General features: G+C 34.3%; 13 protein-coding genes. 5 read left to right on the top strand and 8 right to left on the bottom strand.

Annotation, left to right across the window (positions count from 1 at the left end):
* The first annotated feature begins 207 nt into the window (after positions 1 to 207).
* The 3 genes from IJ258_RS04380 to IJ258_RS04370 are packed head-to-tail and all read left to right on the top strand — an operon-like array spanning position 208 to position 1734.
* Positions 208 to 819 (top strand): TetR/AcrR family transcriptional regulator, encoded by a 612-nt coding sequence (locus IJ258_RS04380; RefSeq protein WP_366514568.1) that lies wholly within the window; start codon positions 208 to 210, stop codon positions 817 to 819.
* 18 nt (positions 820 to 837) lie between these two features.
* The gene (locus IJ258_RS04375) at positions 838 to 1440 is read left to right on the top strand and encodes a TetR/AcrR family transcriptional regulator (RefSeq protein ID WP_292803473.1); all 603 of its coding nucleotides are present in this window, start codon (positions 838 to 840) and stop codon (positions 1438 to 1440) included.
* Positions 1441 to 1482: 42 nt separating this feature from the next.
* Positions 1483 to 1734 (top strand): cation transporter dimerization domain-containing protein, encoded by a 252-nt coding sequence (locus IJ258_RS04370; RefSeq protein ID WP_366514569.1) that lies wholly within the window; start codon positions 1483 to 1485, stop codon positions 1732 to 1734.
* Positions 1735 to 1863: 129 nt separating this feature from the next.
* On the opposite strand, the gene IJ258_RS04365 is transcribed toward IJ258_RS04370, so the two are convergent.
* The 3 genes from IJ258_RS04365 to IJ258_RS04355 are packed head-to-tail and all read right to left on the bottom strand — an operon-like array spanning position 1864 to position 4826.
* Positions 1864 to 2889 carry an NOG1 family protein gene (locus IJ258_RS04365; RefSeq protein WP_292803470.1) on the bottom strand — a complete coding sequence of 342 codons (1026 nt, stop codon included), beginning with the start codon at positions 2887 to 2889 and terminating at the stop codon, positions 1864 to 1866.
* Between the two features lie 9 nt (positions 2890 to 2898).
* The gene (locus IJ258_RS04360) at positions 2899 to 3456 is read right to left on the bottom strand and encodes a TIGR00296 family protein (protein WP_292803467.1); all 558 of its coding nucleotides are present in this window, start codon (positions 3454 to 3456) and stop codon (positions 2899 to 2901) included.
* Complete coding sequence (locus IJ258_RS04355) at positions 3456 to 4826, bottom strand: TldD/PmbA family protein (RefSeq protein WP_292803464.1); 1371 nt, start codon at positions 4824 to 4826, stop codon at positions 3456 to 3458. Before IJ258_RS04355 ends, IJ258_RS04360 begins: the two co-directional genes overlap by 1 nt.
* A 167-nt stretch (positions 4827 to 4993) precedes the next feature.
* Here IJ258_RS04355 and IJ258_RS04350 point away from each other — a divergent pair, with 167 nt between their 5' ends.
* Positions 4994 to 6196 carry a GMC family oxidoreductase N-terminal domain-containing protein gene (locus IJ258_RS04350; RefSeq protein ID WP_292803461.1) on the top strand — a complete coding sequence of 401 codons (1203 nt, stop codon included), beginning with the start codon at positions 4994 to 4996 and terminating at the stop codon, positions 6194 to 6196.
* Between the two features lie 19 nt (positions 6197 to 6215).
* Here IJ258_RS04350 and pyrI read toward each other — a convergent pair whose 3' ends face one another.
* Genes pyrI through hisA form a run of 5 tightly spaced genes read right to left on the bottom strand, consistent with a single transcriptional unit; the run spans position 6216 to position 9434 of the window.
* Positions 6216 to 6686 (bottom strand): aspartate carbamoyltransferase regulatory subunit, encoded by a 471-nt coding sequence (pyrI, locus tag IJ258_RS04345; RefSeq protein ID WP_292803459.1) that lies wholly within the window; start codon positions 6684 to 6686, stop codon positions 6216 to 6218.
* A gap of 8 nt (positions 6687 to 6694) precedes the next feature.
* A complete protein-coding gene (locus tag IJ258_RS04340; protein ID WP_292803456.1) occupies positions 6695 to 7183 on the bottom strand; it encodes a flavodoxin in 489 nt (162 codons plus the stop codon).
* A gap of 12 nt (positions 7184 to 7195) precedes the next feature.
* A complete protein-coding gene (argC, locus tag IJ258_RS04335; RefSeq protein WP_292803454.1) occupies positions 7196 to 8218 on the bottom strand; it encodes an N-acetyl-gamma-glutamyl-phosphate reductase in 1023 nt (340 codons plus the stop codon).
* Between the two features lie 11 nt (positions 8219 to 8229).
* Positions 8230 to 8691: an FAD synthase gene (locus IJ258_RS04330; RefSeq protein WP_292803452.1), complete on the bottom strand. Its 462-nt coding sequence runs from the start codon at positions 8689 to 8691 to the stop codon at positions 8230 to 8232.
* Positions 8688 to 9434 carry a 1-(5-phosphoribosyl)-5-[(5-phosphoribosylamino)methylideneamino]imidazole-4-carboxamide isomerase gene (hisA, locus tag IJ258_RS04325; RefSeq protein ID WP_292803450.1) on the bottom strand — a complete coding sequence of 249 codons (747 nt, stop codon included), beginning with the start codon at positions 9432 to 9434 and terminating at the stop codon, positions 8688 to 8690. Before hisA ends, IJ258_RS04330 begins: the two co-directional genes overlap by 4 nt.
* An 84-nt stretch (positions 9435 to 9518) precedes the next feature.
* On the opposite strand from hisA, the gene IJ258_RS04320 reads away from it, so the two are divergent.
* Positions 9519 to 10466, top strand: a complete 948-nt coding sequence (locus IJ258_RS04320; RefSeq protein WP_292803447.1) for an AraC family transcriptional regulator — start codon at positions 9519 to 9521, stop codon at positions 10464 to 10466.
* The last annotated feature ends 149 nt before the right edge of the window (positions 10467 to 10615 follow it).

The raw sequence follows: 10615 nt of genomic DNA, 5'->3' as shown, positions 1-10615 counted from the left end.
ATTTAAAATAAAATTAAATATATAGAAAAAAACACAAATATTTTTCATTTTATAGTTATATAAAATTTTTGGTGTTTTAATGAACAGAAATATGAGTTTAATTTGTATTTTCCAATATAACAGAACACTCGTCCCCATATCTATTTTTATCATAACAGAACGTTCGTTCTCTACATCATTTAATAAGTAAAAAATATAAAATATTAAATGATGAATACAAAACAATTAATTTTAGAAACGACTTTAAAATTAATGATTGAAAAGCAAAACTCCATTATTTCAATTAGACAAATCAGTAATGCATCAGGAATTGCTATCGGTGGAATATACCATCATTTTTCAAATAAAGAAGAGATATATAATGAAATTACTGAAAGATATTTTATAAACTATTATAAATTTGATTTTGACAACTTCCAGCAGATAAAGGGAAATGCAAAAGAGAAAATCCACAATGTCATGGCTGAAATTTTTAAGCAAAAAGAAACCGGAATCCCAATTGAATCCATTGATGAGGAAATAGACTACAGATCCATATTGCTGGTTTTAAGTGGAAATGGATTTGCTCATGAAAATAATGAGGAGCTTAGCCAAAGTATCATAAAAGAATCAAGGGAATTTTTAACTGAAATTATCAAGGAAGGTCAAGAAAATGGGGAAATCCGACAAGACTTCTCAAGCGAAGATATTGCAGAATCATTAATTCTTATGTACATGGGAATTCAATATAGATGGGAAGTAAATTTAATTTATGATATGAGTTCAGTCTTTGAAGATAATTTTAATTTGGAATGGGAAAAGATAAGGTTCAGAGAATAATTAAAACAATGTGGTTAGATGAATACTAAAGAATTGATTCTTGAAAAAACGCTAAAATTGATATTGAAGAAAGGCACAATTGACATTTCAATTAGTGAAATTCGAAATTGTACTGGACTGACAACCGGGGGCATATATTATCATTTTTCAGATAAAAACGACATATTTGAAGAAATTTTACAAAAGTATATGGTGGATTATATTAAAATCGATTTTGATAAAATCTTCCTTGAAGGTTCATCAAAGGACAGAATCCATGATGCATTGTTTTACATTTTATATCATTACATAAACGGTGTGGAAATTGAAAGCATCAACGAAAAAATCAATTATAATAGCGTAATACTTCTTTTAACCTCAGTGGGATATGCCCATGAAAGAGTTAACCAGATAATTTCACAAACCGGGAACGATGTTAAAATGTTTTTAACTGACCTTGTCGAAGAGGGCAAAAGGCAAAAGGAAATCAGACAGGACTTCTCGACTGAAAACATTGTGGAATCATTGTATATCATGTATATGGGAATTCAATATTATTGGTTGATTTTCCCGGATTATGATGTTGATTTGATGTTTGAGAAAAACTTTGATATGACTTGGCAGGCTATCGAATGCCAATGAAACATAGTTATTTTCCATTTTTTTTAAAATAAAGCATTTAATATAAAGGATATTGCAAATAGTATGCCAAATGCTCAAAATGCACATGAGGTCAAAGTGGATTACATGGGAAATTATGCAGTTGTGGCATTATACATTCAGGTTGATGGTGATTTGACTGTGAACGAGTCACATAAGATTGCTCATGAGATCCAGGACAAGCTTCGCGAGGAAAAATCAGAAATCCGATATGTGATAGTTCACACTTGTCCAATCGGTTTGGATTATGACCATCATCAGGGAATTGATGGTTGAATAGGGTATAGTAGGGTCAAATAGTCAGACCCCCTAATTTTTTTAACATGTCCTTTTGGGTTTAAATTAAATGTGTGGTAATGGTTTTGGTAAGTATACGATTTAATCGCATACTTCTTTTCTTAAAATCTAGTAATATTCGTCATCATCTTCTTCATCAAAATTCCTTTCAATCTTTTTGATTCTGTCGATTTTTTTATTGATTTCTTCAATTCCGTCTCCCTCAATGGCGGAAATGAATATTGAATTTTCTTCATTGTCAATATATTCACTGAGATATTCGGTATCTTCAATCAAATCCATTTTGTTAAACAGATAAATCACTGGAACTTCTGAAAAGATCTTTTCAATCTGCTTTAAGAGATTGTACTGATTGTCCATGTGGAATCCGCAGGTTTCAGATGCATCAAAAATAAATAATATTGCATCGGCCAAATGCTCCAAAGCAACAATAGCGTTCATTTCAATGTCATTCATCTCTAAAACGGGCCTGTCCAGAAGTCCTGGAGTATCGATGATTTGAATATGCTTCCAATGCCTTTCAGTGTGTCCGATTTGTATACCTTTTGTTGTGAATGGATAATTTGCAACTTGCGGGTCTGCACTGCTTAGCTGTGTAAGCAAAGTGGATTTTCCCACGTTCGGAAAACCTGCAATAACGATTGTTGTTGCATCAAAATCGATTGTAGGCATGTTCCTTAGGTTTTGTTTTGCAAAGTCAAGGAAATCCAGGTTAGGTTTGATCTTATTTACAACAGATGCAATTCTTCCGTAAGCCTGTTTTTGGATTGCAGTTGCCTTTTCAGAAGGATTTTTCCTAATCTTTGCACCATATTCCTTTTCAAGTTGAGTAATAATTCCATACGCCCAGTTGAGGCCTCCAAGTGCCTGTTTCATGTCATCCACACCAACAGTGATGTCGATGTAGTCCTGATAGAATGGGTGTAGGCTTTCAATTTCAGGAACTGCATCAAGAATGGATTTCAATTTGTCTTTAATAACCTGACAAGATGTAACTACTCTTCGCTCTTCAATTCTTTTTCCTTTTAAGTGTTTCGGTATCTTTTGACTTCTAAGTAAGTCAGCTTGTTTTTTACCACGGCTGAATCCTTTATCCAATAATTCGTCAGGCGTTGGTATTGTAGGTATCATCATTTTTATCACTCATTTAAATATTTGTCCTTGGAATTTAAGTACATCACAGCTTTCATCCATCCAGCTGTCTGCACTTATTCCTGCTTTCATGCAGGTGTGTTCTAAAAAGTCTTCTTTTGTAAATGCATTTTCCACTGCAACTTGTGGGAGAAGCAATCCTCTTGCATAACCTTTTTGAATAATCAGTCCGTCACGTCCGATTTCAATCTCATCGAAATATTGGTCGGGATGTGCCACTTCAATAATTTCAGGTTTTGTTAAAACGGTCACTTCAAATTCTAAATCATCAAATTCTTTATCACTTAATTCAGGAAATCTCGGATCATTGAATGCAGCTGCAAGTGCAACCTCCATTGTTGCATCGATTGCAGGTTTTATCGGTTCGGCATAACCTATGCATCCTCTTAAATTATGATTTTTATTTAAAGTTACAAAAACCCCTAATTCCTCATTAAGTTCAATAGGATAATCGGTTGGTTTAACCATAATTTTTCCATTTTCAAGATGATATTTGATTGTGTCTTTAGCTAAATTAACCAAATATGCTCCTGCTTTGTCACTTAGCATTATCCCATTCCTCCAACTAATGCGTTTAGTATTTTGGTATGTGGACCTCCGTCACCGACAGGTACTGTCTGTCCGTCTTTTCCACAGAATCCTACACTTAATTTGAAATCATTTCCGATTGCATCAATATTTTTCAGGGTTTCCAGGATATTTCCTGAAAGTGAAACGTCTCTAAGTGGATTGCTTATTTCCTCATCTTTGATTAAATAGCCTTCAGCAGCATTGAATTGGAAAATTCCTTTTCCAGTATCCACTTGTCCTCCCCTTGAACCTTTAAGATATATTCCATCTTTTATTCCTTCAAATAATTCTTCAACTTCCATGTCTCCCGGTTGAAGGTAGGTATTGCTCATTCTAACAATCGGTTGGTCTGCAATAAGTGACCTTGCATTTCCTGAAGATTTCATACCTAACTTTGAGGAGGTTGATCTGGAATTTAAAAGGGATATCAGTTTTCCCTCTTTCACTAACTGGTTAGGTTTGGTCTTAACACCTTCCACATCGTATGGGAAGTATCCGAAACCATCTTTTCTGCTTGCATCATCAAAGATATTCACGATATCTGATGCGATTTGCTCACCTAATTTTCCTTTTAATATGGAATCGTTTTGAAGTATCAAATCTCCTTCAACTGCATGACCTAACGCTTCATGAATCAAAACTCCTGTTAGTTCGGGATCGGCAATAACAGGGAATTTTCCTGAAGGTGCAGGTTTTGCATCAAGTAATCTTACAGCTTTTTGACCGATATTTCTTCCAAATTCTTCAATATCTGCATCAGCAATCACTTCAAAACCTTTAACCCCTCCGAGACTCCCATGTCCGAACTGGATTATTTCTCCATTTGTTGCAGATGCATTTAATGCCATTCTGACTCTTGATGTTTTAACTTCAATTTCACTGCCTTCGCTGTTCATAAAAAGTTCATTCATTTCGCTGTCTGAATAGCTGACTGTTGTACTGTTTACTTTTTCAATTGTAGCAGCATCAGCAGCATCTTTCATGATGTCTTTTTTCTCTTCAATTGAAATATCCTTGAATGGTATTTTAACATCCACTGCCACTTTATCCTTAATTACTTCATTTTCGCTTAATTCAACATCTCCTTTAAGTGATGAAGATAATTTTAAAGCGGTTTGAGTAATTTCATTGATTTTTGATAAGTCTGTTGTATATGCAAATCCCCAAGCTCCATTGTTCAGTACTCTTATTCTTGCGCCTAAGCTCATTCCAGTATTTATTTCATCTACATTCCTATCTTTCATTAATATGGAAGTGTTACTGCCTAAGCCTAATCTAATATCCATGTAATCTACTTTTGGGGTAGTTTCTGCAATAATTTTTTCGAATAAATTAATGTATTCTTCCATTTGTTATCACCCGAAATATTAATCTAATATTTATATTGGATTACATATTTAATAAAAGGTTTGTACTAGAATTTTTATATTTATAATAATATAATTCAAAAAAATAATTTTTTATAATATGAGATACTATATAACAATTGTTAAAAAAATTTAATTTTGGTGATTGAATGTATGTTATTGTGGGTACTGGTGCAGGTGGAGCAATAATTGCTCGTGAACTTGCAAAAAATGATTTACCAGTAACAATTATTGAAAAAGGACCATATATAGAATCAAAAGATGCTTTTGAATATTATGATAAATACAATGACAGCGTAGATTTGTTAACCACCACATGTATTGGTGGAGCAACAATCGTTTCAATGTCAAATATGGTAAGGGCGCTTGATGAAGAGCTTCTTGACTATGACATTGACCTGACACAGGCATATGAAGATGTGGAAGAATTACTGAATGTTCATCAATTGGATGATTCACACATAGGCAAAGGAACCCAAATGTTTTTGGATGCAGGTCATGAACTGGGCTTGAACACCTTAAAAATGCCTAAGGCAATTCGTGAAAAGGATTGCATACAATGTGGAAAATGTGCATTCGGATGTCCTGCAGATGCAAAATGGTCTGGAAAAGACTTTGTTGATGAGGCAGTAAAAGCAGGAGCAACATTAATATGTGACAGTGAAGTAACTGAAGTCACATCTGAAAATAATGTTGTAACTGGAGTTAAATATCTTAAAGATGGTGAAGAACAGTTCATTGAAGCTGAAAAAGTAATTCTATCTGCTGGTGCAATCGGTTCAACACTGATTTTAAGAAATTCAGGATTCACTGGTGTTGGCGAAGAAATTTTCTTTGATCCGTTCGTATCAGTTGGAGGATACATCAAGGACATCAATTTCAACACAGAAGTTCAAATGGCAGGATTGGTTATAGGTAAAAACTTTGTTTTATCACCTCACTTCTCATCATTTTTAAAAGGAAACATTCCGTATGGGGATGTTGAAAATAATGATATATTCAGTATTATGGTTAAAACCGCTGATGAATGTAAGGGATATGTCGATGAAGACGGGGATGTTTGCAAAATCAACACTATCCAGGACATCAGATATTTGGCAGAAGGTGTTGCAACTGCCGGTTTGATTCTTGAAAAGATGGGAGTTGACCCTAATACTATTGGTTCAACAGTATATCGTGGAGCACATCCTGGAGGAACCGCTCCAATTGGTAAGATAGTTGACAGCAATCTTGAAACAGAAATTTCTAATTTCTATGTATGTGATGCAAGTGTTCTGCCGATATCACCTGGAAAACCTCCAATATTAACAATACTTGCATTGGCAAAAAGATTGGCTGATTATTTAATTTAAAAAAAGAAAAAATGGAAGATTATTCGAATTGTTTGTCGATATCTTCTGTTTTAATTAATTTTTCACAATAATGGCACCTAACAATAGGAGGATATGTTTCAATAACATTGAAAATAGGTGTTATAGGTTCATTTTCATAATTTGTAATACATTTTGGATTTGTACATTTGATAATTCCAGTAATCTTTTCCGGAAGAACGATTTTGTCTTTTTTAACAGGTTTATAATCTCTGATAATATTGATTGTTGCTTTAGGAGCGATTAAAGCAACTTGATTAAGTTCTTCGTGGTCCAATTCTCGGTTTTCAATTTTCAAAATGTCTTTTCTTCCGATTTCTGCTGATGAAACATTCATAGCAACAGTAACGTTAGTGGTATCGGCATCCGGAAGTCCCAGTATTTTAAGAATGTGCAATGCTTTATTTGCAGTAATATGATCAATTACTGTACCGTTTTCAATCGCTTTAATTTTCAATTCTGATTTTGTCATTTTAACACCTAATACATTTTCAAGTCTTTCATATCAATTATTGCTTCGGTATCTCTAACTAATTTTTCAGTATCTTTGCCTTTGGTTGGAATGGTAAATGTTTCAATGACCCTTGCCCCTCTTAATTTGACTTTTTCCTCAAGACGGCCGATGTTTGAATCTCCACGATTTGCATCCATGGTAGCAAATAAAACAACATCTTTTGCTCTTAAATCGCACCTGTCAATGATTGTCAATATTGCAGGGGTCGGATTTCCGTTCCATGTTGGTGTTCCAAAGTATATTGTATCATAATGAGTTAAATCAACGTGAGCGGGAACAATATCAGTTTTTGTTTCTCTGAATGCATTGATTGAAGCTAATAATCTGTTTTTAAATCCTTCACGATTTTTCAAATCATGTATTCTTACAAGGTCTGCATTCAAGTTTTTAGCTAATGTTTTTGCGATTAAATCTGTTGTTCCGCCTTGGGAGTAATAGATTATTATTCTTCTCATTTTTTGCCCTCCTTAAGGGTGAAGACCGTAGTGTCGTAGACCTAATGTCTCATCAATTCCGAGCAGAATATTCATGTTCTGTATTGCCTGACCTGATGCACCTTTGACAAGATTATCAATACAGGATAACATCACGATTCTGCCGGTATCATCAATTTCAAATCCTCCAATATGAACAAAGTTGGATCCGCGTACTGAACTTAAATGAGGGATTTCTCCTTCATCCATCAGTTTAATGAAGAATTCTTCACCATATTCTTTTTTGTAAAGATTCCTAATTTCTTCTGGTGTAATATCCAGATTCTCATCATTTAAAAAGCTATGGGAAGTGGTTTGAATTCCCCTAATCACAGGCACCAGGTGTGGTGTGAATGATACTTTAACATCATCAAATCCATGAAGTTCCTGCTGAATTTCAGACATGTGCCTGTGTGAGGATATCTTATATGGATTAACGTTATCAGCAATATTAGGGTAATGTGTAGTGCTTGACGGGTTAACTCCAGCTCCGCTCACACCGGTTTTTGAATCAATAATGATTCTTTCAACCAAATCGTTTTTAACCAATGGATAAGATGACAGTATTGCACCTGTCGGGAAACATCCGGGGTTAGCGACAAGGTTGGTCTTTTTGATTTCATCACGGTATAGTTCAGGAAGTCCGAACACTCCTTTGTTTTCTTTATCCAAGTGTTCCATGCCGTACCATTTTTCATAAACTTCAGTGTCACGGTATCTGTAGTCTCCGCTTAAATCAACCACTTTTGCACCAGTTTCCAATATTTCAGGAACAATTTTCATGGATGCGCCATGAGGGGTTGCGGTAAATACAACATCAGCATCCAATTCGGATGGGCTTTTATTTTTAAACTCCAATCCTGAATCCCTTATATGGGGATGAATCTTATGTGCAGGTGTTCCATCATATTGTCTTGAAGTGATGTCTGTTACTTCAACTTCTGGATGGTTTAAAAGCATCCTCAATAATTCTCCACCAGTATATCCACTTGCTCCTATAATTGCTACTTTAAACATTTAACTCCTCCTTAATCTTCACAATGGTCCATTATTTTTCCTTTAAAGTCAGTATTTTGAATTTTACGAATGATTTTGCAACTGCTGTCAAGTTCACAGTCACGATATTTTTCAATGCGAACTGCCTTTGCCTTCAGGCCTCTTTTATCAATTGCCTCTTGCAGTTTAGCTATGTCATGATTCTGGTCTGCTCCAACAGTGATTATGTCTGGGTCGATTTCACGAACTATCTTGAATACATCACCATTTGCATCACCAAGAAAAGCGTCAGTTACGGGTTTTAACATTTTTATTAACTCTAAACGTTGGTCTTCTCCAACAATTGGTACTCTTTTTCTTCTCTCAACTGTTGCATCTCTTGCAACTACTACATAAAGCTCAGCATCTTCTCCACCGAGTTTTCTGGACTCTTCCAAGTAAACACCATGTCCTGGGTGGAGTATATCGAATGTTCCGGTTGCCATTACTTTCATTTTACAATCCTCTTCTGGTATTTTAAAGCTTCAGTTAAATCAATTTTATTTTTATAAAGTGCAGAACCGATTACAACTCCTTCCACACCACTTTCATTCAATTTTTTAATGTCATCTATTGTGGTTATTCCACCGGAATAAACAATAGGTAAATCCACAGATTTCTTCAACTCTTCTACAGGTTCTGTGTAAAATCCGCCTAAAAGCCCTTCAACGTCAACATTTGTGAATAATATGCTTCCCGCACCATGTTCCTTGAACTCCTGTGAGATTTCAGTGGGGCTTTTGTCAATCTTTTCCTGCCATCCTTTGATTACTACCTTATTGTCTTTGCTGTCAAGTGAAATCATTATCCTGTCTGATCCGTATTCATCGGACAGCTCTTCTATTGTTTCCGGGTGTTCAATTCCCATTGTTCCGATGATTATTCTTTCAATATCCAAATCAAGGAGTTTTTTAGCATAATCAATATCCCTTATTCCTCCGCCCAATTGAATTGGAACGCTGACTTCATTTAATATCTTTTTGATAACATTGAAGCTGGTTTCACCGTCAATTGTTCCGGATAAATCAATGACATGGATATTTTTAGCTCCTAATTCCTCCCAGTGGGAAGCAACCATCTCAGGATTTTCTATTTCAACCATTTCACTTCCAGGTTTGCCTTGAACTAACTGGACACATTTTCCATCTTTGATGTCCACTGCAGGCATAATTAACATTTCATCTTTATTGAATGACATTTCGGATTTTTCCTGTAAACTTTTATTATAATATAAATATATGTTTTGAAATGTTTTATATGTATTGTTCATATAATTAAAAATATGAATGAAAATCTCTATGAATTGTTTAACAGTGTGCTTTTGTCTGATTTTTCAATCAAAAAGGATAATGATAAAAGCATTGTTGAGATAGGTGAGAATGCTAAATATGGAAAAATGGAAACCTACTCAATATTTCCAGGCATTGTCATTGCATATATGGATATGACCATTGATAACATTGGAGATGTTTTTGTTGAAGAAAAAATCACTCATCGTCTTCTGGAAATCAATCATTGTAGTGACGGAAGATATGCGTATATGGTTGGTGATGACAAAATAATCTATTTTGGAAAAGGCGATTTGAGTGTCAGCATCTATGAGCTTACCAAAACATTATCTGATTTTCCATTAGGATATTACAAGGGTTTGGAGATTTTCATTGATGTTGATGTTGCAAATGATTATGTTAAGGAGTATATTCCTGATTTTGATTTGATTGAGTTTTATGAGGATTTAAAAAGGAATAAGGGTTATGTTTTGGCAAGGGCCAATGAAAAAATCGACCATGTAATTGGAGAACTCTATTGCGTGGATGAAAGAATCAAGGAATCCTATTTCAAGTTGAAGTGCATTGAACTGTTGCTCTTTTTCTCGATTACAAAATTCAGTGAAAATGAATCAATCCTTTCCCAAAAGCAAGTTGAGATGGTTGAAAATGTAAAAAATGATTTGATTAGTGATTTGGAAAGTAAAATCACAATAGATGAGCTTGCAGTTAAGTATGATGTCAGTAAGACCACTTTGAAAAACTGTTTTAAGGAAGTCTACGGAAAACCCATATTCAAATGGAGAAAGGAGTATAAGCTTGATTATGCCTGCAGACTAATCGAAGAAAGTCAATATTCAATTTCTGATATATCCAAAATGGTAGGATATTCCTCACCTTCAAAATTCGGCCAGGCATTTAAGGATTATGTGGGATGCACTCCGTCAGAGTACAATAAATGATTTTTGTCTTTTTGGTATATTTTTTGTCTTTTTAGTTCAAATATATTTATATACTTATTAAAATTAACCTTATAATTGAAAATAGGTTTATTTAATTTTTTTAATTAAAAATACTTTAAATCACTCATTTATTTTATTTTTAGATTATT

Origin of the sequence: Methanobrevibacter sp. (genome assembly GCF_017468685.1) — an archaeon.
Classification (GTDB): Archaea; Methanobacteriota; Methanobacteria; order Methanobacteriales; family Methanobacteriaceae; genus Methanocatella.
The sequence above is the reverse complement of the archived record's forward strand: the minus strand, read 5'-3'. Positions and strand labels throughout refer to the sequence as shown.